Consider the following 24253-nt stretch of genomic DNA (forward strand, 5'->3'; position numbering starts at 1 on the left):
TTCACCGGCAGGTACGTGCCGGACGATCCGTAGTGGAAGGTGTCAGTTCGTGTCCGCTCTGACACAACAGTTAAACCTACTTTGGTTTAACCGCCAACATTGAGTATCTCACATTTATTGCGGCTTGCCTAGTCATCTTTGGCATTTTTTTGCATTAGTCTGGAGAGGTGGCTGAAGTAGCGTTTGTAGGCGGGTACCGTCTGGTAGAAGAACTGGGCCGCGGAGGTTCCTCCGTGGTGTACCTGGCGCGCGATGAAGCGGGCAATGAGTTTGCCTTGAAGCTACTGCATCCTTCCGTGGCTTTGGACGAGGGCGCTCGCGCCCGTTTACGCCGGGAAGCGCACCTGTTGAATTCGGTTCGGGATCCGGGGGTGGCTCGGGTTTATGACCTTGAGGTGGATGCGGATCAGCCTTTTATCGTTACGGACTTGATTGCCGGCCCGACCCTTGAGGTGGCGGTGGAGCAGCGTGGCCAGATGTCCGCGCGGGGCGTCCTGGCTTTGGGGCGTCGTTTGGCTAAGACTTTGCAGGCGGTCCACCGGGCGGGTGTGGTGCACCGGGATTTAAAACCGGCGAACGTGGTGCTTTCTCCGAATGGTCCGGTTCTGTTGGATTTTGGGGTGGCTCAGGCCGAGGATGCCGCCCGCATGACGGCTACTGGTTTGGTTTCGGGGACGGCTGGTTTTGTGCCTCCGGAAGTTTTACGGGGACAGGATCCTTCGGCTACTTCTGACTGGTGGGCTTGGCTGGCGACGCTGCTTTACGCGCGGACAGGACGCTTACCTTATGGCCGGGGCGCGGCGGGGCAGGTTTTGTCGCGCGTGATGGATGGTCAGGTTGATACGGATGGTTTGCCGGCTGCCGAGGCTGAGTTCTTCCGTTTCCACCTGGGCGCGCCGATTGCGGATTTCCCGGATGCTTTTGAACTTTTAGCTGATTATGAGCGCGTGGGTTCTGGTTTGCCCGCCACGACGGTTTTGCCGGTTGCTTCCCCGACGGCGGTTTTGCCTGCTGGCGTTGAGGGTGAGACGGAGTATCTTCCTGCCGCTGATGATGAGGATGATTTTGATGCGCAGGGGGAGCTTGATGATGATTTCGACTATGACCCCGATGAGGATCTGACCGATGAGTTTGAGGGCCCGGATGCCTATGGTGCCTACGATGAGCAGCATAATCTGGGTGCTACGGCTCGTTTACCGCAGGCCGCGAACTTCCCGGATGCTTCGACCAGTAATGGGCTAAGTAGTAGTGGCCTGAACCCGAACGCTTCAGCCACTGATGGGTATAGCGTTAACGGGCAGCTTCAGTCCCCGGCGTTGAATGGTGAACCTAGCTATGAGTTGACCGGGGACCCAGAGTCTGAGCTACTGCAAGCGGAACAGCCCTTGAGTATGCCCCAACCACCAGCTCCAGTGGGGGTGGGATTGATTGTTACTTTTGGGGCTTTTTGCTGGGGTGCGCTGTTACCGATTTACCCGCCGCTGGTGGTCCTAGTTTTTGCGATTCATGCCTTGATCTTAGGTATTTGGGGTGCTGGCGCACGGGCCCGTTATCGGGCACGCCTAGTAGGGGACCGGATGTCTTTCTTCGGGGCGGCCTGGAGGGGCCTGTTCTCTTTGCCGAAGGTCTTTGTGATGGCACTTTTGGGGCTGCTTGGCTCCGCGGGGGCCTTCACCGGTCTCTGGTGGGTTTTACGAGGACGCCTTCCGGACTTGCCGTGGCCTGACCTAGTACAGGTTTGGGATTTGAGTGGTCGTTTTGGTCCGTTTAGCCCGCAGATTGAGTTCCTGATGGTGCTACTTGCCGGGGTTTCACTGTGGGTGTTCTGGATGTTCCCGGGCACGGCCGTGGTGGCGCGTGGTTTGGGGGAACTGGTGGGCCGGGTGGCGGTCACTAGTGGTGGTCAGTGGCTGCTTCGGATTGTGATCTTCCTGTTGGCTCTGTTCGCTGTTGGCTCTTGGTGGTGGGCTGCGCAGTGGTGGCCCTTGACTGCCGGGGTATTCTAGATCTGATTGTGTAACTTTCCCAGGAGGAATTTTTATGGCTAAGCAGGGTGTTCAACCCACTGGCGGCAAGCAGTCTATTCAGGCTCGGGCCGCTGCCATGCGTGCAGAAGCAGAACGTAAAGAACGTCGTTCTAAGCTCATTATTTGGAGTGTCTTAGGCGTTGTAGTCGCCATTGCTGCGGCATTGATCGTATTTGCCGTATTGCATAAGAATTCTTCTGAGGCTGGTGCTGATTCAAGTCCGGCACTTTCAGCCGGTAATCCGATTGTGATCGGTAAAGAGGTCGGTAAGCCTAATGAAGGTAAGCCGGTCGTAGCTGAATACCTCTCTTACAGCTGCCCTCACTGCATCCATGTGGGTAAGAGCGTGCAGAAGCCGCTAATCGAAAAGGCCCAGGCGGGCGAAATTACTTTCGAACTGCACCCGGTCGCAACCGCGGTTTACCCGTACACTTACGTAGCTTCTGCGGCGGCGGTAATCGTGGCCAATGAAGAACCTGCGAAGTTCATTAAACTAAACGAAGCCCTTGATGCTTTCTTCGAATCCCAGATGAACGCGAATGATGGTTCGATCGTTCAGGATCCGACTAAGTCCGTGGAACAGGTTAAGAGCATCGCTAAGCAGGTTGGGGTTTCTGATGCGGTCGTAAACAAGTTTTCAATCGAGGGTGGCGAGGCTTACCTAGCTAAGTCTTCTCAGGCTTGGACGGACGGCAACTATGAGGGCCTTGATAGGAAGAAGGGCATGGGTACCCCCATGTTCGTCGTGAACGGTAAGTACATTCCGATTACTGCTCTTCCTGAGAACGGTCCGGCTGACGTGGACTTGATTATGAAGGCCGTTCAGGAAGCTGCTAAGTGAGAAGCTACTAGGGTTTAGACCTGGTTTTAGCTTTTAAACTTTAGTCTTGAGAAGTGCCCTTTAGGGCCGTTTCAATACACGCAGGGGCCACCCGGGTGACTTTGGTCTTAGAAGTTGCCTTTGGGTGGCCTTTTGTGTCATTCTTTAACAGTTCGCCTCCTTAGCTCAGCTGGTAGAGCAGCTGTCTTGTAAACAGCAGGTCATCGGTTCGAACCCGGTAGGGGGCTCCATTATCCAGTCCAAACGGATACACGCCGTTTTTGGGCTGGCGTTGGCCGGGTGGCCTGTTTTCCCTTGATATTGCGGGAAAGCGGGTGCCCGGCTTTTTCGTGTCTGCTGGCTGGTGAGGGCTGCGGTGGCGGATGGCGGGGCGAGGGTGCTCTGGCGAGGCGAAGTTCATCCAGTTTTGGGTTGCCATGGGGGTAAGCGTTTAGCGGTATGCCTAAACGTTTTACAGTACTGCTAATCGTTTAGCAGTATGGCTTCGCGTTTTGCAGTATCAGGTACGGGGTGCGTATTGTTCCAGACGTGGGTCGCTGAGGAAAATAGTTCACGATATTGGTTTGAGTAACAATATTTTCGTACGCGTAAGACTAGGCTCATCACATGTTTATTTGAGTTGACACCCTATGCTTGGGTGTCTATTCTTACAGTATGAGTTCCGTCACTAAAGATATGTTGTCTCGCTCGTTCATTTGGTCTGCTTTGTCGTCGTCTTGGTATGCCATTAAAGATGCGTTGAAGTTTTCTTTTCCAGTGACGATTGCCTTGTGCGTGGCTCGTTTAGTGGAGGCAGCTCTACCGGCTTTGCAGGTGTTCATTGTGGGCTATTTGATTGCTGGGCGTCCAAGCGGGAACATGTCAATTTGGGAAGTCTTGCTGTTGGTGGTGGTTACCGGCGGGATTATGCCGCTATCGGCCATGGTAGATGCGTTAAATCTACGTTTACAATTCATGTTGCGTTATGCCTACACCTATGAAGTGATTGATATATATGCTTCGTTGACGCCGGCGCAGAGGCGCGATAGTGTCACGATTGACGAAGTGCAAGCTGCGCATGATTCCATCCCGTTTAACCTATCTTGGCAAGCTAGCAGTGCTTTGAATATTATCGGAGCGTTTACCACTGCAGTTCTACTCTTTTCTTCTTTGGCTAACTTCGATCTGCTCGCAGCCTCTTTAGTGACAGTATCATTATTGCCTCAGCTATTTGGCTACTCGTTAGTTGCAAAGGCGGAAAACTTCTATTGGCCGAAACAGGCAGCCACTTCACGCCGCGCAGAATATTTAGAAAATCAGTTACGTTATGCGCGCTCTGGAACAGAATTATCTGTTCTTAATGGAGCAGAGCAGTTTGCCCACTGGGCTAAAGTTAAACACGGGATTGTGCGGGGATACTGGATGAAAATCATGTCGATCCGTTTTACTTCTGCTTTCGTGTCTGGTTTTATTGCTCTACTGTTAATAGCTGGTGCGTTAAGTTCTCTAATTTGGCGTTCCCAAGTCCCCACTAGCCTTCTAGCCGCGGCGATCCTTGGGGTAGTCTCTGCAATGCTGGCTACAAAGAGTGCCGGAAGTGCTTATGGCGAGCTCATGGCCTCGGCCCCCATCGTCATGCGATATCTTAAATTGCGTGCAAAACTTGACTCCACTGACAACGAGGACGAAGCTGCCCGTTTGCAGTTGTTGGCACCCCTCACGTCCAATATCCTCATGGAATGCGAGGATGTAGACTTCGCCTACTCACAAACAGATGAAAATGTCCTTAATAACCTTTGCCTAGAGGTTGAGCAGGGGAAGATTGTCGCCCTTGTTGGGGCTAATGGGGCCGGAAAATCTACCGCGATTAAAGTGCTTACCGGGCAGTTGAAACCCCAAACTGGGCAGATCTATAGCCGTCTAGGTAAACACGAAGTGGCGATTATGCCACAGGATATTGAAAAATTTGAGCTTACGGTTCGTGAATTTCTAACCTTGCCTTATTACACTACCCGTGTACCCAGTGACCAGGAACTGTGGCAAGCCCTCGAAAAAGTTGACCTAGCTAGTCATGTGAAAGCCTTATCGGACGGGCTAGATGCCCAGTTGGGTGAACAGTGGGATGGAACTGATCTTTCCGGGGGGCAATGGCAACGATTGGCGCTTGCACGCACTTTGCTTAGTGACGCAAAGTTGTTAGTACTGGACGAACCGACCTCGTCAGTGGATGCTGAAAGCGAAAGCAAACTATTCAAAATGCTCAAAGCTGAGACGCCGGAACGTGCTGTTCTGCTGGTCAGTCACCGCGCCTGGACTTTGCAATACGCAGATCACATCTACCTGCTAGAAAACGGAACACTAGCCCAAAGCGGGACCTTCAAAGACCTTAAAAATCAAGATGGCCGCTTTAGAAAACTCTTTGAAAGCCAAGACTGGAATCAAGACGAAAGGAAGTGAGTAGTCATGATTAAAACAGTAACTGTAAAGCCGGGGCTATCCATGCCGAATGGAGTCGACCGTAAGCGCATGGAAAGCTGTTGTTGCAGGACACAACGTTAACTAAAAGGGTCTTGGGCATGTGAATTTATTCTATGCCCAAGACCCAAACGACAAGGTTTAGATTAGTATGTTACATATTTCTAAATATAATTCCCGAGTATTGTATAAAGTTATACGATAATGAACGCCACATTATATTTAATACTCTTACCGCTAGTATTCTGGCTCTCGAAAAAGAAGTCGGCGATTTTATTCCCCCCTCATTAATAACTAGCGATACGTTAGGCGAGTTCTTTGTTGAGGAAAACTATGATCAGAAAGCGCTTGTGAGATACCTTCTAAAACGCGATTTGTGCAATTTTGCCCGACCCAAGTTCTTACTGTTTGATATTGAAAATGTGAAAGCGTTTGAAGCGGAACTACGCTTGCGATGGCCCTCATGTACGATTTATCTCAAAGATGACAAAGAACGAAAATTGAAACACGAAGGTCTAATAGTAAAATGTTTTCCCCAATATGAAACTCTTATTTTTGGACTAGTTCCAAGAGATGATTGTGGAGCTGTCAATAGGGTGATTCTAAAGCCCGATAAAGTTACTTTTAGCGTTTTGCGCTTTCTTCAGGAGAATGGTGTTTCGACCGCTGGAGTCTTGGAGGAAAAGTTTATAAACATGGCTTATGTGATTGACAAAAAAGTACCCTCAGACGAAGAAGTCGAAAGGTGGTGCATTGCTAATGCAAAGAAAATTAACTCAACTAACAGATATTAGTGATTCACAATGGAGTTTAAATCCACACTGTATTACTTTAGAGCTTGGTGACGATGAGATAGGTCTATTTAATCCTCTAAATTCAGCATATGCGATATTTCCAAGTCGTAATTATATTGATAACGTTGAGTTTAGTGTTGATAGTGAAACCATTCAAGATCTGGTAGATGCAGGCCTCCTTGTCCCAACGTCAGAAGATGCGTGGGAAGAGTACTTGGCGAGGAGAGATCTGGTCAGATATAACGAAGAGAAACTATCCGTAGTTATATACTTGGGCTATGACTGTAATTTAGGCTGTCCCTACTGTTATGAAAATGGAATTGCTCGTAAGCAACAGCTAACAATGTCGAATGCTGCAGCCATCATCAAGAGCATTAATATGCTTTTATCTAATCATGTTAAAATGCTCGACTTGTGCTTCATCGGCGGGGAACCGTTGATGTATAGAGATATCTATGAAACGATTTTCGACTCAATTCAAAAGCCTGAAAATTATTCGTGTCAGATAGTTACTAATGGAACCCTGCTCGATCGTGAAGCGATAGAGTCATTAGTGCGACGGGGCATTTGGGACTTGCAGATAACTTTAGACGGGGATAAGGAAAGTCATGATGCATCGCGACCCTATTTAGAAAATCCCGGCGAATCCTCGTTTGCAGATATAATGAAAAACATCCATATGATTGAAGCTGCAGATCCTAGATTCCGAGTAACTGTTAACTGTAACTTGTCTGAGTACACTACTGACGGAGTTCCAGGTTTATTAGAAGCGCTTCAAAGTCAAAACTTTCGTGGCGATCTTGTGTTTAGTTATGTTTTTCAAGCTGGCTCAACCGATTTTGAAGGAGTCTTGGCGAAAAAAGGGACAGTGTGGCGCGATTGTGTACTGCAAGCTGAAAAATACGGTTATCATTCTCCGGCTTTCAGGAGAGTTGGTTATGTCGCATGCCCTATGTATGGAGATGATTACTATATCGTAGGGCCAGATGGATATACTTATTCATGCCTAAATGGAATCGGCCGCTTTCCTTATAAAGCAGGCTTATTCTCTAATCCATTTTCTTCTGAATTTAGGTATTTTCGTGCGAAAAGAATTGAGGCCAATCCTACTCCAATGAAAATCTGTCGATATTGTGAGTATTTGTCTATTTGTCATGGAAATTGTACATATTTAAACGAAAATAATGGTTTTGATTGCCCTAAAAAATCTTGGGAGCGAAACGAAAAAGAGGTGCTTAAAGAGCATATAATGTCAGATTCTGAGATACTTTGAGGTGGTTCTCCAATTGGGCATTTGAATGTGCGAAAAGTGTTACATCGTTTCATTCCTCGCTTGTAAAGCTAGCTTTAAAGAGATTATTTTCGGTTGAATTGCTATTGCGATTTTGGGGGATACTTTTCTGCATATGTCCTGTATGTAAGTGTGCGCGGGAAATATTATTTTCAGGGTTGCGTAAAGTTTTAAATGTATTAGTTTTAGAAAACAGGAGTGCCGAACATGCGTTCGACAACTTAACTCTCTTGGGTTATCATTGTTCGCACAAGAAGCGAACAGTGTGAGGTTGTTGAAGGAGGCGCATGTTGCATGGATGAGGACTACCGGGCTTTTGGCCGGTTCATTGAGACCCGCCGTAAGGAGTTGGGGCTCACGGCTAAGAAGCTGGCTGACACGATGGGTGTTGGCACCCCGTACATGTCAGATATTGAAAACGGGCGCCGCTACCCACCCGAGAAGCATTTCGACACCCTAGCCGAGATCCTGCAGTTGGATGAGGCTGGGCGTTTGCGCATGATCGATCTTGCCGCCTGCGCGCGTGAGAATCAGTTAGCCCCTGACATTGTGGGCTATGTGCGCAAAACCGACCTCGCTCGGGTGGCACTTCGTAAAGCCCGTAAGCGTGGGGTGCCCAATGATGTGTGGGAGCGGGTCATTGAAATGCTAGACGAGCAATATCCTGACCAAGGTGGTGAAGGTGGTGGGGTGTAGATGGTGTCTCGTTGTTCCAAGCCCGCCCTCGATGCTCGAGCCCAAGCGGTGCTCCGTGACTACGATCCAGATCTACTCAGAGCCCCTGGGGCGTTGGATGTGGAGCATTTTGCTGAGTTTCATCTTGGTGCCTCGCTGCAGTATGAGCCGCTTTCACCTGATGGTGACATTCTGGGTTTAACCTGCCTGGAGGACACGCAGGTGCAGGTGTGGGATGAAACCCGCACCACCCCGTTAGTGCGCCAGGGGTTGGCGGACATGATTTTCCTTGACGAGACCGCCGAGGAAGGCTCGTGTAATGGGCGGAAGCGTTTCACCCTAGCCCACGAATGCTCCCACCTGATCTTGCATAAGCCCCTAGCCATATTGGGAGATTTTCCTAGCATGCTGGTCAATAGTCAGTCCAAACATACGGTCGAGATGCGTGATGGAGACGCGCGTGGTGAGGACTGGTGGGTCGAGTGGCAGGCCGACAACATGGCCGCCTACCTGCTCATGCCAACCCCTGCTATTAAAGCCGCGCTGCGTGAGGTGATGGCATACGACCGAGGTCGGGGGTGCGTGGACTTTGATGGGATCGCTACACTGTGCGACATCTTTGAAGTCTCCCACCAAGCCATGGGCATGCGCCTCAAAGGCCTTGGCGTTCACCTAGTTCGGGACCTGGCGCCAGTCGCATAAAACAGCACAAGCATCTTTACTGGTTTGCCAATGATGGCAGACCTACCTGGTGGCACCCCACTCAAGCGTGGGTGACCGCTTATTTTTACACCCCACTAGTTCACGAATACTGCCAATCCAGCGAACTACAGGTGTCCGCTGCTTATGGCAGCACTAATCACCTTGCTAGGAGAAGAAAGGAGGAAAAGGCTCATGGGTTCAAAGAACGCTACTGGCATCAACACCGGTGGGAGCGTGTTTGTGCCGGTCAAAAACGCGGCAGGCAAACTCATCTGCCGCGCGGACATGGTCTCTAAACGAATCGAGATCAGCCACCAGGGTCAGATCATGCAAATCTGGTTTGACACTCAAGGCATGCTGCACACCCACCAGGTCATCACCAAAGAAGTCAGTGATGTGCGCAGCCTGCCACCACCCCTGGTGACACTCGGCCGGTAAATCGGGTATATGGGGCTGAGGTTTGAGACAGACCAGAGCTGCGCCAGGCCCCTACCCGACAACCGCCCACCACGAAACGGGTGGGTCAACAACACAACTAAATACTCACCACCAAAAACAACAGCAGTTTTTGGGGCTCATCCGCAGAACCGCAAGACGGGCATGGATGAACACGAAACCACCTCAAACCCCCACCTGGGGGCGATGAGGACGGGTCGTGTTCTTCGTGCCCGTCTTTTTCTATCTCGGATGAGACCAAAGGGCCCTTTGCGGATCGAACCCCAACTCGATTCGCAAAGGAGAGCCCCACATGGCTACCACTATCAATCTTCGCTTCGGCGATAAAACCCTCACCGGTTACACCTACATCCCCCTGACCCTCACCGATGAAGACATCACACGCATGGATGGCCTAATCGACGCCTACCACGGTGAACTCAAAGATCAAGCACGCAAAGCAGGACAAGACCCCGAAAAGGTTCAGCGCCCCAGCATCCAGGCGACCATCTACTGGCTCAACAACACCGAGCGCAACGATGAGCGGCGTTGGTATCACAAGAAGCACAGCCCCCAGATTGAACTTGAAGGTGCCATCGTGCCTCTGGTTGAACATGCCAGCACGTCAGATGGGTGGGTGGAAACTCCCGGCCAAGAATCCATGCCCGATGAACACCTCACTGATGAGCTCATGGCCAAGGCTCGTGCAACAAAACTCCACGGGGCCATCAGTCAGCTGACCCCAGCGCAACAGTCCCTCATCCGCGATATCTATTTCGCGGGAATGTCTGCTGCGGACGTGGCCAGGCGAGATGGGGTCAGTCGCGCTGCGGTGTCCAAGCGTCTTTCCAAGGCAAAGGCTGCTTTGGCTGCCCTACTTGAGGGGCAGATCCAGTGGTGAAACAAAACCCAGGGGTTAACACCACCTTGCTCTTATCGCCATGGGGTAGGAAGCCACCAAGTGACAATCCCGTCCTTTCATCGATTGGCTTCCAAGAAAGGAAGCTCGCGATGAGCACGAACAATGACCGGATCGATATCACGATCCACACACCCCGCCGCGCCGCGCCGCGCATCCCCTGGTTTCGCCGTCTTGCCACCTGGCTTGGCCATAGTGACGAGGGTGCGGATATGCCGGTAGCACAGGTGAGCGTGCTTGCCAAGAACATCAAATCGGTCTCCGTGACAGAAGACGACGCCGCAGGCAGTGCGCATGAGCGCCGTGTGGATGTTGATCGTCTGCTGCGCGACCTCACCGCCCAGGGTGGTGAGGCGCGATGAACCGCACCAGTCAGTTCAACACGGCAATCAACGCCCTCAACCAGATTTCCCAGGCCGCCCACGAGTTGGCGCAGCTCATGAGTGATTTGGCGTGGGAGGGCGTCGAAGACCACGCCGGCATGAGCGGCACCCGCCCTGAGGTAGCAGCCGAAAACGGAGCTGCACCAAAGCCAGCACCTGACCAGCAGGCCACCGCGGTGGTTGAGGACCCACCCGGTTATGTGCCGATCGAGGAAGTGCGCGCGGTTCTGGCCGAACTCTCCCGCGCAGGGCTCACCGCGCAGATCAAGGCACTCATTGAGTCCTTTGGCGCATCACGTTTGTCTGAGGTGGCTGAGCATGACCTCGGTGCGCTACTAGAGGCGGCGAGGGGGTTGAAGAGCGATGGCCCCAAGTAAACATGCTTTGCTTTCGGCGTCTTCGTCGCACCGGTGGCTTCATTGCACCCCATCGGCACTTTTGGAAGCAGACCTGCCAGATCAGGAAAGTGCTGCGGCTGCTGAGGGTACGGTCGCGCACGCTCTGGCTGAGCACAAGCTCAGGCGAGCCCTCCATCAAAAGCCCAACCTGCGTCCTGGCTCAGATCTGGTTGACGGTGAGATGGAAGAGCATACGGACGATTACGTCAGTTTCGTGCTTGAACAACTCGCCCAGGCTCGCCAGTCCTGTCCAGATAGCAAGGTGATGATTGAGCAGCGCCTGGACTACTCGACCTGGGTGCCAGGCGGGTTCGGCACCGGCGACTGCGTCATCGTCGCAGAACCGACCTTGCATGTTATCGACTTCAAATACGGCCAAGGCGTCCAAGTAGACGCTAGGGATAACCCGCAGATGAAGCTCTACGCACTGGGTGCCCTGCACATGTTCGCGCATCTGTGGGACATCAAGAGCGTGGCGATGACGATCTTCCAACCCCGCCGCCAAAACGTCTCCACCTGGACCATCAGTGTCCCGGAGTTGTACCGGTGGGCAAAGAACGACCTCATAGCAGCGGCCGAACTAGCAGCCAGTGGTGGTGGGCAGTTTTGTCCCGGTAGTTGGTGCAGGTTTTGCAAACTCGCACCCACCTGCCGCGCCCGCGCCAAACATCAGTTGGAGCTGGCGAAGTATGAGTTCAGGCAAGCAGCCACCCTCACCGATGCGGAAGTCGCTGACGTGCTCGCAAGGATTCCCGAGCTCACCAAATGGGCGTCTGATGTTCAAGCCCACGCCCTGAGCCAGGCTCTGGATCACGGCAAACACTACCCGGGCTTCAAGGTGGTTGCTGGCCGCTCGGTACGCAAATACACCGACGAAGACGCCGTAGCAAAAGCCGCCCAGGATGCCGGGTACACCGAGATCTACAAGCAGAGCCTGTTGCCGGTAACCGCCATGGAAAAACTCATGGGCAAGAAAACCTTCAACAACATTCTCTCCGAACTCATCACCAAACCAGCCGGCAAACCATCCCTGGTCCCGGCTACTGACCCAAGACCCGAACTCACTGTCGCTACGGCGGCTGAAGAGTTCACCCCTGTAAACACTGACAACTCGAAATAAGGAGAACAACAATGACAACCAATGACCCCAAGATCGTGATGACCGGTATCGTCCGCCTCAGCTACCTCAACTGCTTCGAACCCAAGAGCATCCAGGGTAGTAAGCCGAAGTATTCGGCCTCGATCATCATCCCCAAAACCGACACCGACACCCTGAACAAGATTCAGGCGGCTATCGATGCCGCAATCAAGGAGGGCGTGGGTAAGTTCGGCGGCAAAATCCCACCCAAGGGAGCCCTCAAACTTCCATTGCGTGATGGGGATATTGAACGCGACGACGAAGCCTACCAAGGTGCCATGTTCGTGAACGCTAACTCCACCACCCAGCCCGGCATTGTGGACGCCAACGTGAACCCGATTCTGGAGCGCTCGGAGATGTACTCCGGTGTCTACGCACGCGTCACCCTGAGCTTCTACGCATTCAACACCAACGGGAACAAGGGCGTGGCCTGCGGGTTGCGCAATATCCAAAAGATTCACGATGGCGAACCCCTGGGTGGACGCGTGAGTGCCGAGAGCGAGTTCACTCCGTTCACCGACCCATTCGCCACCCCATCTGGTGGGGATGACTTCCTGTCCTAACCGGTAATCCAACCCAAGTGTGAGGGGCATCAGAAGAGACAGCCAAGCCTCTGGTGCCCCTCACCTGTGCACAGCCCCTTGGAGCCAACCAATGACCACACACCACACATCCCTCACCCTCGATATTGAAACCTTCAGCGAAATCAACCTTGGTAAGGCGGGCATGTACCGCTACGCGGCAGACCCCACCTTCGAACTCCTCCTCTTGTCCTACTCCTGGGACGCCGGACCAGTACAAACCATCGACATTGCTAGTGGTGAGCCAATACCCGCTGACGTACTGGCTGCACTTGATGACCCGGCGGTGACGAAGTGGGCGTTTAACGCTGCTTTCGAGCGCACCTGCCTTTCCGCACATTTGGGGCGGCAACTGTCTCCTCGTGGGTGGCGATGTCACATGGTGTGGGCCGCAGCCCTCGGACTACCACTCTCGCTCGACGGCGTCTCCAAAGCCCTGAAGTTGAACACCGGGAAACTATCCACCGGCAAAGACCTCATCCGGTTCTTCTCCGTCCCCGCTAAGCCCTCGCTGCTGAACAATGGCCTAACCCGAAACCTCCCCGGTCACGCACCAGACAAGTGGGGCCAGTTCAAGACCTACAACGCCAGGGACGTAGAGACAGAACTAGAACTGCACGCCAAACTCTCGCCCTTCCCGTTGCCTGAGCAGGTGTGGCGCGAGTACTGGGATGACCAGACAATCAACGACCGTGGCATCCACCTTGACCTCGACCTAGCCAATGCGGCAATCGAGCTCGATAAGCAGGTGCGGGAGAAGAACCTCACCCGCTCAAGCCACCTCACTGGCTTGGATAATCCCAATTCGCCGTTGCAGCTCAAAGACTGGGCCAACCAACGTGGCATCACCATGGGATCGATGGGCAAGCAAGAAGTCCAAGACACCCTTACCGCCACCACCGACCCAGTGGTCAAAGAAGTACTCGCTCTGCGCCTCGAGTTGTCGAAGTCTTCGGTGCGTAAGTACGAGGCGATGACCACCAGCGCCAACCCAACCGACCACCGCGCGCGGGGGCTCATGCAATTCCACGGGGCAGCAAGAACCGGACGCTGGGCAGGTCGCCTCATCCAAGTCCAAAACCTGCCCCGCAACTACCTACCCGACCTCGACGCCGCACGCGCCCTCGTCAAGGACCGCAACCTGACGGCACTGGAAATGCTGTACGACTCCGTACCCGATGTCCTCAGGCAGCTCATCCGCACTGCATTCACCCCACGACAGGGATACGAGTTCATTGTTGCCGACTACTCAGCCATCGAAGCCCGCGTCATCGCCTGGCTCGCCGGAGAAGAAAGCACCCTCCAAGTCTTCAAGGAAGGCCGGGACCTGTACTGCGAAACAGCATCCAGAATGTTCGGTGTCCCAGTTGAGAAACACGGGGTCAACAGCCATCTTCGGCAAAAAGGTAAATTAGCTACGCTCGGATGTGGATACGGGGGCTCCGTAGGTGCCTTGGAGAACATGGGAGCCCTCCGCATAGGTTTACAGGCCGACGAGCTGCCGGGACTAGTGAACGCGTGGAGGGAAGCCAACCCAGCCATCGTGGACTTCTGGTGGGCAATCGATGCTGCTGCCCAACGCTGTCTTACCACTGGCAGGCCTGCTTCGACGCACGAGATCACGTTCACCCGCGAGGCTGGAATCCTCTTCTGCACACTCCCATCAGGCCGTCGCCTGGCATACCCCGGAGCGACCATCACCACCGGCAGGTTCAGCCGCGACGTCATCACCTACCAAGGCCAAAACACTGCTAAACGCTGGGACTGGATCGAAACCTACGGACCCAAATTGGTGGAGAATATCGTCCAAGCCACCGCACGCGACCTCCTCGCCCATGCCATCCGGAATGTGGAGGCCAAGGGCTGGCCGGTAGTCATGCATGTCCACGACGAAATCATCATCGAGGTTCCCAAGGGTGCTTTGACAGTTGGGCAGGTCGCGTTGGCCATGTGCGAAGCACCCGATTGGGCTGCTGGTTTTCCGTTAGATGCGGATGGTTACCGCTGTGACTACTACCGGAAGGATTAAGACTGTTGTGGCGGCAGGGGATCTTGGATGTTGTAACAGGTTTTGAGTGAGCCTAAGTGTCGGGGGAACATGTCTAGGGTCTCGCCTGTGCACGAGCGGATTTTACTTTTCGAGCTTGTCACTTGGGCAAGTCGTTTCCCGAAATAGGTAGGTGCCCAGGAGAATTCGGCAAAGTCTGGATCGAACTTGTAGGCGCCGATTCTTCCCAGCAGGGCGCAAATCCAGTCGGCGCACTGGACGGTTTGGTAGAGGTGACTCTCGACTTCCATTGGTGGTTCAAGCAGCCGTGTAGCGTCCTGGTTAGAAAACATGAAGGCAGCAGCGCCAGCGAATACTTCCATGCGTTCTTTGATGCCCTGCTTATCGAGAACCATCAGGAAGTTCTCATCATCGGGGATGGACCATTGCGTGCGAGCAATGAGCTGTTTGATTGCGTGATCGTAGCGGTCTTGGTTGCTCTCGCCGGTCTGTTCGAAGGTGCCGCGTGGTTTTTCTTGGCCATAGAAGACTACTTGGGCATTTAGACGCTCGAGAGCGTTGAGTGTGCGCGCGATGATGCGCCTTGTCTCCCGGTAGGTTTCAATATTCCGGGTGGTGAGCAGGGCTGCGCCTTTTTTCTCCCAATGTTCGACACGTTTGCCTCGCGCTAGGACTTTCGCATCAATCTCTTCTTGAAGGCCGGTTTCTTTGATTGTTCTAAATGCGCCTGAGAGCTTGCGTACGTTGTCTGCGGGGATGATGAACCCACCAAGCCCGAACACGGGGTGGGTCTTGTAACTGGGGTCTTGTCTGCTGATGTACGGGCCGTTATGACCAAACTCGTCAAAGTAGCCGATGTACACGAACTAAACCTCCAGAAGAAACACGAAAGCCCGTGTCGCCACGGGCCTCGGAAGTGGAGCACCGAAGTGCGTCCTATGAAGATGGTAGCAGTCAAAGTCGTTGTGGGCAATAGATAAAACCTTATTGAAGGACGGGTACTGGAGTGAGCGGCAAGCTGATCGTCACGACTTCTTCAACCTGGTTCCTGTGATAGGGGGTTAACACTTACTGATGCTCATCGCCATAGGGGTAGGAGGAGCCAATCTCGGCTTCCTCCCTTGCGAATAACCATCCGATCTGGAGGTAGCCCCTGATGGCTGACAAAACCTATTCCTGGTTCGAGCCCGACCTTGAACACCTCATCAACACCGCGACCGGCCGCAGACTCATCTACGTCTCCTCGGCCTACTCCGGCGACACTAAACGCAACACCCATTTGGCTAAGGCCTACGCCCGTTTCGTCCACGATTGTGGTTACGTGCCCATCGTCCCGCACCTGCTCTTTCCACAATTTTTGGATGAGGAAACCGAGCGAGAGGCCGGCATTGAGGCGGCGCTCAGCCTGCTGGAGTTGTGCGACGAATACTGGGCATTTGGAAACCTGACAGAAGGAATGGTGACGGAGTTCAAAGCCTCCCTAGCCATGGGCATCCCCAACGTACCCTTCACCGTCACTCACCTGACCGAAGATGGCACAGAGTACCTGGGTATCACCCCATCGAGGAAGTGTGACCAGGAACGTTTCACTGCCTTGACGTGTGAGCGCAAGGCCCGCCGCGCACTACGCCAGGCAAACGCAGCCTTCAAGGGTGGTGAAGCCAAATGAAACCCATGACCATGCATGCCTCCAACACTGTTGGCCAGGCCCAAAACACCCACTACCCACATGAGCACACCGTCACCGGCCTTGATGATCTCAAGCGTGTTGTGGCCTTCGACCACGTGGTCGCTGAGTACGAGGGTGGACAGCGCGGCAACTCCCGCTTCCTAACCTCGGATTGCCTGGTGATGGACGTTGATAACGACCACTCCGAGATCGAAACGGAGTGGGTGACCCCAAGCCGCCTGGCCGACCTCATGCCCGGCGTCCCGTTCATGGCAGCCACGTCCCGCAACCACATGAAACCCAAAGGCGCCAGTACTGCTCGGCCGAGGTTCCACGTCTACCTACCCATCAACCCAGTGACGGATGCGGAAGCCTACGCTGCGCTCAAACGTCAGCTCGCAGCTCAGGTGCCCGTGTTCGATTCGAACGCGTTGGATGCGGGCCGGTTTATCTACGGCAACCCCGAGGCAAAGACCACCGTTATCGAGGGTGAGAGTCTGGTCGATGAATGGCTGGCCCGCGACCTGTTTGCTGAGTTCGACCAAGCCTCATCCCTCATCGGTGAAGGCAGTAGGAACGCGACCCTGTCTCGTTTCGCTGGACGGGTACTCATCCGCTACGGCAACACCGAGCGCGCCAGGGAACTGTTCAACCAAAAAGCCGCACTGTGCGACCCGCCCCTACCAGGTTTTGAGGTGGAACAGATCTGGGCATCAGCCACAAGGTTCGCGGAAAAGGTAGCTGAGGACCCGAACTATGTGTCTCCGGAGGCCTATGCGGAGTTGACCAGCCTTAAGCCGGAGGATTTCACCGACGTCGGACAAGCCACCCTCATCGCTGGGGAGTGCGCGGACAAGGTGTGCTTCTCTCCCTCGACTGGGTGGGCAGCGTATGGCAAAGGTGTATGGGATGAGTCCGAGCCCAAGGCCCAGCGGGTGTTCCAGGATTTCACTACCCGCCAGCTCGCACAGGCCGAGAAAGCTCTCGCCAGCACTAAAGCCCAAGCTTCGCAGGAGGGTGTGTTGCAGATGCTTGGGGTGATGAGCAAAGCCAAAGCCCTCTCCGCATTCACCCCCGCCCAGCACCAACTGTTCGAGCAGCTGGCGGCCGACGAGGCGTGGGTGAAGTTCGCATACCGCGCTAGAGGCGACCGTGGAATCCAAGCCGCCATGCGCCAAGCACGCTCCCTGGTACTGATCGACCCGGAGGATCTGGACAAAGACCCCTACATGTTCAACACCCCCGGCGGCACCTACGACCTGCGCGAGGGCCTGTCCAGCCTGCGTCCTCATGACCCGTTTGACCTGCTCACCAAACAAACCAAAGTCACCCCCAGTGACGAGGGGATGGGCATTTGGGTTGAGTGTCTGAACACCATCTTCCAAGGCGACACCGAGCTCATCGACTACGTCCAGCGCGTGTGCGGGCTGGCAGCTATCGGCAAAGTCATGGTCGAAGGGCTCATCATCGCCTACGGGGACGGGAGCAACGGCAAGTCCACGTTCTGGAACACCATCGCCCGTGTGCTTGGCTCCTACGCTGAGACCATCAGCGCTGAGGTGTTGATTGCGGGGAAGAAAAACAACGCGAAGAATGACATGGCCCAAACCCGAGGCCGCCGGTTGTTGATTGCGGGTGAGAACGACGAGGGCGTAAGGCTGTCGAGCTCTTCGGCTAAGCAGCTCGCGTCAACGGACAAGATCGCGGCAGAGAAGAAGTACAAAGACCCCTTCTCCTTCACCCCCTCCCACACCCTGGTGCTCTACACCAACCACCTACCCAAGGTGCGTGGCCGCGACACTGGTATCTGGAGGCGGCTGATCGTGATCCCGTTCAACGCCACCATCACGGGTAGTGATGACGTGAAGAACTACGCCGACTACCTCTTCGAGAACGCTGGCGGCGCGGTCCTAGCCTGGATCATGGAAGGCGCCAGGCTCATCCACGCCGAGAACTACAAACTGGTTCCTCCAGTTTGCGTGGTTAAAGCCAGTGAGGATTACCGCAGGCAAAACGACTGGTTCGCTCACTTCCTCGAAGAATGCTGTCAAGTCGGTGAGGAATTCACCGAAAGCTCCAAAGCGCTCTATGACACGTATCGGGCGTGGGCTGAATCCCAGCGCGAGTGGGTCAAAAACGCTGCCGACTTCTACGCAGCCCTCGATAAGGCAGGCTTCGAGAAGAAACGCACCCGCACCATGCGCCTGATTACCGGGCTGCGTCTGAAAAACGACTTCGACGACGCCCCCACTCTCGAAGCGGAAGCGTTTGTTGGGGAGGTGCAACGGTGAACTTCTACGACTGGATGATCCAAACCCACCGTGATGGCACCGGACCGGCAAGCCACCTGGCCGCCGACATGGAGGCTGATTTCTACGCCGGCCCCTACACCCATAAAGCCATCCTGGCTCACCTCCACGCCTGTGGGGCGATCGATGCGTGCATCGAGACCTTCGAGGAATGCTGGCGCGAATACCTCACCAGCCCCACCCGGAAACGACGCTCCAAGCGCCGCCCATTGAAAGCGCCGAGGCCGTTGATTGGCAGGTGGGAAGACTCCAACCAAGGAACCTTCCTCACTCTCGATAAGGAGCGTCAGCAAGCCCTCATGGAGTGGATTCGCACCGACCTGACCCACGGTCGGGACTGGTGTTCCAAAACCAGTTACGGGCTCAAGCACCTCTTCGAGCGAGACACCGGTCATTACGTGACTAACGCCCAGTTCAAGGACGCCATGATCATCGCCGGCTACCAGCCAAAGAACATCAAGGCATTGAACCACTGCTACCGGCTGCACCCGCTCTCGCCCGCGTTCAACCCTGAGGGCCACTAACCCGTAAACCGGGCCGTCACCAAAGGGGCCATTCCCCACTCCTGCTGGGGGCTAGTTTCGCCTGTTAAATCAACGTTTCTAGCCCCCACCCGGCGGGGTGTGTGACAGGTACGTCAAGTGTTCCTAACCCTTTTATATAGGAAGTTAAAAATGAAAAGTCTATAGAGAAGGTAGAACACTATAAGCCACACCTGACACATCCCCTTGGAAGGCCCATGATTCCAAGGAAAAGTCTCAATGAAAGAACAACAACTCGAAACCCGCCTATGTCGGGCTATTCGCCGCATCGGCGGCATCTGCTGGAAATTCACTAGCCCCGGTTTGACGGGCGTCCCAGACCGCATCTGCCTACTAGACGGACGGGCAGTGTTCGTCGAAGTCAAAACCACCGGCAAACACCCAAGGCCTCTACAAGTCGCCCGCATGCGCGAGCTTGAGCGCCAGGGCTTTACCTGCATTGTCCTCGACCACCCAGAGGGAATTCAGGAGGTGTGTGATGCTCTACAAGCCGCATAACTACCAGGCCACCGCTATTGAGTTCGTCGAAACCCACCCCATCGCAGCCCTCCTGCTCGAAATGGGACTAGGCAAGAGCTCGATCGCTCTGACGGCGATCTGGAACCTCATGTACGACCGCTTCGAAGTCCAGCGCGTGCTGGTGGTGGCACCGCTTCGAGTGGCAAGGGATACCTGGCCAGCAGAACAACAGAAGTGGGATCACCTGGCTGGCCTCACCATGGCAGTGGCTGTCGGACCAGAAGCCAAACGCCTCCAGGCGCTCCAGGCTGGGGCTGATGTGACGGTGATTAACCGTGAGAACGTCACTTGGCTTGTTGAACGCTCCGGTGTCCAGTGGCAGTGGGACATGGTGATCATCGACGAGCTGAGCTCGTTTAAGAATCATCAGGCCAAGCGCTTCCGCTCCCTACTCAAAGCCCGCCCACTGGTTCGCAGGATCGTGGGACTCACTGGGACACCGGCCGCTAACGGTCTGGAGGATCTTTGGGCACAGTTTCGGCTTCTGGATATGGGGGAGCGTCTTGGTCGTTACATCACGCATTACCGGCGTGAGTTCTTCGACCCCGATAAGCGAAATGGCATGCAGGTCTTCTCCTACAAACCCAAGCCGGGTGCGGAAGACGAGATCTACAAGCGCATCAGTGACGTCACCATTTCGATGCGGACCTGCGACCACCTCACCCTGCCAGAAGTCACCTACAACACCATCGACGTGGCCATGGGTGACAAGGGCCGACGCGCCTACGAGCGGATGCTGGGTGACCTAGTCCTCGAGCTCGAGGGCACAGAAGTCACGGCTGCTAACGCGGCAGCGCTATCTGGGAAACTCACCCAGATGGCCTCCGGAGCCTTGTACGACCAGGACGGCAACTGGCACCTCGTGCATGAAGCCAAGCTGGATGCGTTGGAGGATTTGGTGGAGGCGGCGAACGGTAAGCCGGTGCTGGTGGCTTACTGGTACGCCCATGACCTCGAACGCATCCAAAACAGGTTCCCGCAGGCTCGCCTGCTCAAAACAGGCGCGGACATGGACGCATGGAACAACGGCGAGATTCCGCTGGCTCTGATCCACCCCGCCTCGGCTGGGCACGGCCTGAACCTACAAGCTGGCGGCTCAACGCTCATCTGGTTCACGCTCACCTGGTCTTTGGAGCTTTACCAGCAGACCAATGCCCGCTTACACCGGCAGGGACAGCGGGAGCCGGTGGTCATCCACCATCTTGCTGCCAAGGATTCGATTGATCAAAAGATCCTTTCCGCTCTGGCGGTTAAGGACACAACACAGGCCGCGTTGATTGACGCGGTCAAAGCAACCATCACTATGGAAGGAGTAGGCCGATGACTGCTGTTCTCGGTACTGACATCACTTGGAAATACGTCGACCGCCGCGCGGCAGCCATCAACGCACTGCGGGACTTTTCGACAATGCAAACCATCATCGACACCACCGACGACGACTTGAAGGCCTTGGCTGAGGACATCCCCACTGTCAGCTCACCGAGGCTGGATGGGATGCCTGGTGGTGGGTTCAATCCTCACGGGTCTGAGGATCGGATCATGGCTCACCTGGAGCGGATTGATAACCGCCAGCGCCGCTACCTCCAAGCCCGCGACTACATGGACTGGTTCTTACCGGCTTGGGCGGCCCTGTCCGATGACGAGCGGTGGATGCTCGAAGTCTGCTACTTGGGTGAAGACACAATGCAAACCGATGCCATCATCCAGATTGGCGATCGCTTCCACATCGAGCGGTCGAGTGCATACAAGCGTCGGGCTAAAGCGCTTGAGCATCTGGCTCTTCTTCTCTATGGTCGGTAAGAACGGCCTGTCGTATATATTCCTCCGCCGAATGGTCGCTAAAATCGAACCATGCGGCGGAGGAAGAACGGTATACAAGACTGGGCGGATCAAACGGAGCGATCAACCCAGAGTCGCATATTCTCTTATTTCCTTCAGGTAGGCGGCATAATTTCAAGCGCTTTAGGTGCTTATCTGATGAGCGCCACTGAAGAGTATGGCTATAAGTTTGCTTTCGGGTTAGCAATTGTAGTTTTTGCGGCAATTGCTAGCGTCTGGACTCAATATCACACCGACAAGACAAATTTGGAGTATGAAAAACGACGCAGTGCGCACATTACGAATTTCAATGATCATCTAGATGGGATTATCAAGCCGTTACTAGCTTTAGCTTCCTCAGACAGAAGCCAGCAGGCAGCTGAGACCTTCGTCGATGCTGTATTGGGTGCAGGCGCGAATCTCTTCCCAGAACAGGGACTCCGTCTTTGCCTTTACGCGCTTGAAACACCTGAAGGTGAAGGGGGAGAACGAGCTCGTTATCTTCAACTTCTAGATCATCGAGGCCGGCAGGATCAGCCACGTCCCACCTTTGAGCCAGGCACTCCGCATGGGGATCACGCAATTAAAAACGCTCAGCAGAACGCAAGTGCTCCCTTCTGTTTCGTCGAGAACGATCCTCGCTTCGATCGAAGACCTGGAGCCGTTTGGGCATGTTATATGCAATTTCCTCTCTATGGGCCGCGCAGGCAACGTAACCTTGGCAGCCTCATGGTCGACTCCAGAGACTTCGTGGCTTGGAATCAGGAACACCAAGCCATCGGCCAAACAATCGCAACACTGCTCGCTCATGGTCTTGACCTATTGGCCGACGCGGCCAATGATGTGGAACCAGAACTCGCTTCGCTTGAGAGCGTCGAGGAGCTTCAAGGCGTCCTTGAGAGTAGACTGGTGTCAGGGAAGGAGGTCGACCATGGCTGATATTTTTGATGTTTCGAAAGCCGTTTTGTCTCACTATCGCAACGGAATCTCGACACAAAAGCTACAGAAGTTGAACTTCTTCGCTCAAGGGTGGGTTCTGGCGCTCACGGGTCAACCCCTTTTCAAAGAAGATTTCGAGGCATGGCAGTTTGGGCCGGTGAACATGGAGCTGTACCAATACCATCGAGGTTGTTACAGCGTGTCCTCCTCTATGCTTACAAGGGGAAATGCGGAGAATCTGACTGCAACCGAGTCTGCGATCCTACGTGCCGTAATTAATAACTACGGTTCACTGTCCGGAGACGAACTCAGCGAGATAACGCATATCCAAGGGAGCCCTTGGTCTGACGTGCGTGCACGTGAGAACCTGACATCTGAACAAACCTCGCGCAAAGTTATCCCGAAAGAGTCAATTCGCATCTACTTCCAAAAGATTCTCGGGATTCCCGTGTGAAGTCAGTTTCGAGGTGGACAAAATGCGGACGCGTTTGTGCTTGCAGACCCGCTATACTGTAAGTACTTGAAAATGTATCCGGAGCCCCAGTAGCCAGTTTGGTTGCTGGGGTTCCCGCGTTGAGGAGGGTGGTGAGCACCAGTGCCCAGGCGTCCTAAGACTCCGTGCCGTTGGCCTGGCTGCCCAGCCCTCACCGACGCTCGCTACTGCGAAGCCCACGCCAAGGAAGCCGACACCAACTACCGGCGCTACGAGCGTGACCCCGAGATCAACAAACGCTACGGCAGTGCGTGGCGCAAGATCCGCGCACAGTACGTTGCCAAGCACCCGCTGTGTGAACAATGCGAGAAGGAAGGACGGCTGACACCGGTAGCTGAGGTCCACCACATCCGGCCCCTCTCACACGGCGGCACCCACGACGAGAACAACCTCATGAGCCTGTGCAAGCCCTGCCACTCCAGGCAGACGGCCCTAGATGGTGACCGGTGGCGAAATACCGGGTCTGCCGGGTCGCAGGTCTACACCTACTGACGAAACCCGAGGGCTACCTCAGGCTTTGGACCCTGGCCCCACTCTGGGGAGGGGCGGTCTCAATCTCTACAGCCTCTTGGGGTTTCAGCGGGCGTGGCCCCTCGCGCACAAACTCCCCGAATCAGACAGGGTATTACCCCCATCGACTTTCCCACCCGCACTTTTCTGGCCCGCCTGTGTGCGGGTTTTTGCTCGTTACTTCGCGTTTATTTGACCCGTTTGGAGGTGAATGATCGTATGGCTCGTGATGGTACGAACAGGGGCGGACGCCGCGTCCGCGCAGGCACCAAACCAGAACCCCTCGCAGACCGCCTGGCCGATGGCCGCACCGGGCGGGTGCTGAGCGTGGATGGTCCGCCTGAGCCGTATGACTTCACCGGGAGCGACACGGACGAGGGCGCGCTTCTGTCTGGTGTGGATATGCCAGAGCCCTCCGCATATCTAGCGGCGATGCAGCGTGATGGTTCGCCTTTGGGTGCGGATGAGATTTACCGGGAGACCTGGGAGTGGCTGGCCGACAAGGGCTGCACCCAATTCGTCTCCAAACGCTTGCTAGAAGCATATGCGCAGTCGTTCGCCCGCTTCATCCAATGCGAAAAAGCCATCAGTGATTTCGGCCTGCTCGGCAAACACCCCACCACTGGGGCGGCGATCGCCAGCCCGTTTGTGGCCATGTCGCAGTCGTTTCAGAAGCAGGCGAATGTGCTCTGGTACGAGATTTTCGACATCGTCAAAGCCAACTGCACCACCGATTACACCCCGCTACCTTCGGACCCGATGGAGAGGCTCCTGCAAAGCCGCTAACTAGGGTCTGTCTTCTTTCTTT

Annotated in this window: 25 protein-coding genes and 1 tRNA gene; 25 read left to right on the plus strand and 1 reads right to left on the minus strand. The window is 54.7% G+C overall.

Annotated elements, in window-relative coordinates:
* The first annotated feature begins 167 nt into the window (after positions 1-167).
* The 15 genes from BSR28_RS06010 (at position 168) to BSR28_RS06080 (ending at position 14667) form a co-directional block, all read left to right on the plus strand.
* On the plus strand, positions 168-2006 hold the full coding sequence (locus BSR28_RS06010) for a serine/threonine-protein kinase (protein ID WP_073713628.1): 1839 nt from the start codon (positions 168-170) through the stop codon (positions 2004-2006).
* A 34-nt stretch (positions 2007-2040) separates the two neighbouring features.
* On the plus strand, positions 2041-2868 hold the full coding sequence (locus BSR28_RS06015) for a DsbA family protein (protein WP_073713629.1): 828 nt from the start codon (positions 2041-2043) through the stop codon (positions 2866-2868).
* Positions 2869-3022: 154 nt separating this feature from the next.
* Positions 3023-3098 (plus strand) — tRNA-Thr (locus tag BSR28_RS06020).
* A gap of 424 nt (positions 3099-3522) precedes the next feature.
* Positions 3523-5304 (plus strand): ATP-binding cassette domain-containing protein, encoded by a 1782-nt coding sequence (locus BSR28_RS06025; RefSeq protein ID WP_083563130.1) that lies wholly within the window; start codon positions 3523-3525, stop codon positions 5302-5304.
* A 134-nt stretch (positions 5305-5438) separates the two neighbouring features.
* Positions 5439-6116 (plus strand): hypothetical protein, encoded by a 678-nt coding sequence (locus BSR28_RS06030; RefSeq protein ID WP_073713631.1) that lies wholly within the window; start codon positions 5439-5441, stop codon positions 6114-6116.
* On the plus strand, positions 6082-7389 hold the full coding sequence (locus BSR28_RS06035) for a radical SAM/SPASM domain-containing protein (protein WP_071164582.1): 1308 nt from the start codon (positions 6082-6084) through the stop codon (positions 7387-7389). Before BSR28_RS06030 ends, BSR28_RS06035 begins: the two co-directional genes overlap by 35 nt.
* A 312-nt stretch (positions 7390-7701) precedes the next feature.
* Complete coding sequence (locus BSR28_RS06040; protein WP_071164581.1) at positions 7702-8103, plus strand: helix-turn-helix domain-containing protein; 402 nt, start codon at positions 7702-7704, stop codon at positions 8101-8103.
* Positions 8104-8784 (plus strand): ImmA/IrrE family metallo-endopeptidase, encoded by a 681-nt coding sequence (locus tag BSR28_RS06045; protein WP_071164580.1) that lies wholly within the window; start codon positions 8104-8106, stop codon positions 8782-8784.
* Positions 8785-8976: 192 nt separating this feature from the next.
* The gene (locus BSR28_RS06050) at positions 8977-9222 is read left to right on the plus strand and encodes a hypothetical protein (RefSeq protein WP_071164579.1); all 246 of its coding nucleotides are present in this window, start codon (positions 8977-8979) and stop codon (positions 9220-9222) included.
* A 310-nt stretch (positions 9223-9532) separates the two neighbouring features.
* On the plus strand, positions 9533-10120 hold the full coding sequence (locus BSR28_RS06055; protein WP_073713632.1) for an RNA polymerase sigma factor: 588 nt from the start codon (positions 9533-9535) through the stop codon (positions 10118-10120).
* Positions 10121-10230: 110 nt separating this feature from the next.
* Positions 10231-10500 (plus strand): hypothetical protein, encoded by a 270-nt coding sequence (locus BSR28_RS06060; RefSeq protein ID WP_073713633.1) that lies wholly within the window; start codon positions 10231-10233, stop codon positions 10498-10500.
* A complete protein-coding gene (locus BSR28_RS08840) occupies positions 10497-10898 on the plus strand; it encodes a hypothetical protein (protein ID WP_073713634.1) in 402 nt (133 codons plus the stop codon). Before BSR28_RS06060 ends, BSR28_RS08840 begins: the two co-directional genes overlap by 4 nt.
* A complete protein-coding gene (locus BSR28_RS06070; protein ID WP_073713635.1) occupies positions 10885-12039 on the plus strand; it encodes a DUF2800 domain-containing protein in 1155 nt (384 codons plus the stop codon). The genes BSR28_RS08840 and BSR28_RS06070 overlap by 14 nt, the downstream gene beginning before the upstream one ends.
* 11 nt (positions 12040-12050) lie before the next feature.
* Complete coding sequence (locus BSR28_RS06075; protein WP_073713636.1) at positions 12051-12620, plus strand: DUF2815 family protein; 570 nt, start codon at positions 12051-12053, stop codon at positions 12618-12620.
* Positions 12621-12711: 91 nt separating this feature from the next.
* Positions 12712-14667, plus strand: a complete 1956-nt coding sequence (locus BSR28_RS06080; RefSeq protein WP_073713637.1) for a DNA polymerase — start codon at positions 12712-12714, stop codon at positions 14665-14667.
* On the opposite strand, the gene BSR28_RS06085 is transcribed toward BSR28_RS06080, so the two are convergent.
* Positions 14664-15509: a DUF3800 domain-containing protein gene (locus tag BSR28_RS06085; RefSeq protein ID WP_073713638.1), complete on the minus strand. Its 846-nt coding sequence runs from the start codon at positions 15507-15509 to the stop codon at positions 14664-14666. The two genes, BSR28_RS06080 and BSR28_RS06085, sit on opposite strands and share 4 nt — an antisense overlap.
* A 293-nt stretch (positions 15510-15802) precedes the next feature.
* Here BSR28_RS06085 and BSR28_RS08960 point away from each other — a divergent pair, with 293 nt between their 5' ends.
* The 10 genes from BSR28_RS08960 to BSR28_RS06135 all read left to right on the plus strand — a co-directional run bounded on the left by BSR28_RS08960 (position 15803) and on the right by BSR28_RS06135 (position 24231).
* Positions 15803-16315 (plus strand): DUF7768 domain-containing protein, encoded by a 513-nt coding sequence (locus BSR28_RS08960; RefSeq protein ID WP_073713639.1) that lies wholly within the window; start codon positions 15803-15805, stop codon positions 16313-16315.
* Complete coding sequence (locus BSR28_RS06095) at positions 16312-18606, plus strand: phage/plasmid primase, P4 family (RefSeq protein ID WP_073713640.1); 2295 nt, start codon at positions 16312-16314, stop codon at positions 18604-18606. The genes BSR28_RS08960 and BSR28_RS06095 overlap by 4 nt, the downstream gene beginning before the upstream one ends.
* A complete protein-coding gene (locus BSR28_RS06100) occupies positions 18603-19148 on the plus strand; it encodes a YozE family protein (RefSeq protein ID WP_073713641.1) in 546 nt (181 codons plus the stop codon). Before BSR28_RS06095 ends, BSR28_RS06100 begins: the two co-directional genes overlap by 4 nt.
* 237 nt (positions 19149-19385) lie before the next feature.
* On the plus strand, positions 19386-19664 hold the full coding sequence (locus BSR28_RS06105; RefSeq protein WP_073713642.1) for a VRR-NUC domain-containing protein: 279 nt from the start codon (positions 19386-19388) through the stop codon (positions 19662-19664).
* Positions 19645-21009: a DEAD/DEAH box helicase gene (locus BSR28_RS06110; RefSeq protein ID WP_073713643.1), complete on the plus strand. Its 1365-nt coding sequence runs from the start codon at positions 19645-19647 to the stop codon at positions 21007-21009. Before BSR28_RS06105 ends, BSR28_RS06110 begins: the two co-directional genes overlap by 20 nt.
* Positions 21006-21485 (plus strand): hypothetical protein, encoded by a 480-nt coding sequence (locus BSR28_RS06115; RefSeq protein WP_073713644.1) that lies wholly within the window; start codon positions 21006-21008, stop codon positions 21483-21485. The genes BSR28_RS06110 and BSR28_RS06115 overlap by 4 nt, the downstream gene beginning before the upstream one ends.
* A 177-nt stretch (positions 21486-21662) precedes the next feature.
* Positions 21663-22442 carry a hypothetical protein gene (locus BSR28_RS09035; RefSeq protein ID WP_073713645.1) on the plus strand — a complete coding sequence of 260 codons (780 nt, stop codon included), beginning with the start codon at positions 21663-21665 and terminating at the stop codon, positions 22440-22442.
* Positions 22435-22896, plus strand: coding sequence for a Panacea domain-containing protein (locus BSR28_RS09040; protein ID WP_073713646.1), 462 nt, complete (start codon positions 22435-22437; stop codon positions 22894-22896). Before BSR28_RS09035 ends, BSR28_RS09040 begins: the two co-directional genes overlap by 8 nt.
* Before the next feature lie 141 nt (positions 22897-23037).
* Positions 23038-23427, plus strand: coding sequence for an HNH endonuclease (locus BSR28_RS06130; RefSeq protein WP_073713647.1), 390 nt, complete (start codon positions 23038-23040; stop codon positions 23425-23427).
* 237 nt (positions 23428-23664) lie between these two features.
* Positions 23665-24231, plus strand: a complete 567-nt coding sequence (locus tag BSR28_RS06135; RefSeq protein ID WP_073713648.1) for a P27 family phage terminase small subunit — start codon at positions 23665-23667, stop codon at positions 24229-24231.
* The last annotated feature ends 22 nt before the right edge of the window (positions 24232-24253 follow it).

The organism is Boudabousia liubingyangii (genome assembly GCF_001907245.1).
GTDB classification, from domain to species: domain Bacteria; phylum Actinomycetota; class Actinomycetes; order Actinomycetales; family Actinomycetaceae; genus Boudabousia; species Boudabousia liubingyangii.